The sequence below is a fragment of the Paenibacillus athensensis genome (genome assembly GCF_004514475.2).
In the GTDB taxonomy this organism is placed as follows: Bacteria; Bacillota; Bacilli; order Paenibacillales; family NBRC-103111; genus Paenibacillus_AL; species Paenibacillus_AL athensensis.
The window spans coordinates 1-973 of the sequence record NZ_MYFO02000031.1; the positions used below are offsets into that span (position 1 = coordinate 1).

Annotated in this window: 1 pseudogene; it reads left to right on the forward strand. The window is 60.2% G+C overall.

What is annotated here, in order from left to right:
* A pseudogene (locus B5M42_RS24970) lies at positions 1-973 on the forward strand (hypothetical protein); the annotation flags it as partial.

Consider the following 973-nt stretch of genomic DNA (forward strand, 5'->3'; position numbering starts at 1 on the left):
GACGATTACGTTCACCATCGATAAAACGGCGCCGGTCGTAAGCGGCGTAACGGACAGCGGCTTGTACAATACGAACCAGACGCCGACGTTCAACGAAGGCACAGCGACACTGGACGGCTCGGCCTTCTCGAGCGGCAGCACAGTGAGCGCGGAGGGCGCGCATACGCTGATCGTGACCGATGCAGCGGGCAATGTGACGACGGTCAACTTCACGATTGACAAAACCGGCCCGACGGTAACGGGAGCAGCCGACTTGGGTAACTACAACACGGATCGTACCCTCACAATCAGCGACGGCACAGCGACGCTGGACGGCTCAGCGTTTACGAGCGGCAGCACAGTAAGTGCGGAAGGCTCGCATACGTTGATTGCCACGGATGCAGCAGGCAACACGACGACGATTACGTTCACCATCGATAAAACGGCGCCGGTCGTAAGCGGCGTAACGGACAGCGGCTTGTACAATACGAACCAGACGCCGACGTTCAACGAAGGCACAGCGACACTGGACGGCTCGGCCTTCACGAGCGGCAGCACAGTGAGCGCAGAGGGCGCGCATACGCTGATCGTCACCGATACAGCGGGTAATGTGACAACGGTCAACTTCACGATTGACAAAACCGGCCCGACAGTAACGGGAGCAGCCGACGGGGGCAGCTACAACACAAACCGTACGCTCACCTTGAGCGACGGCACAGCGACGCTGGACGGCTCAGCGTTTACGAGCGGCAGCACCGTGAGTGCGGAAGGCTCGCATACACTGATTGCCACGGACGCAGCAGGCAACACGACGACGATTACGTTCACCATCGATAAAACGGCGCCGGTCGTAAGCGGCGTAACGGACAGCGGCTTGTACAATACGAACCAGACGCCGACGTTCAACGAAGGCACAGCGACACTGGACGGCTCGGCCTTCTCGAGCGGCAGCACAGTGAGCGCGGAGGGCGCGCATACGCTGATCGTGACCGAT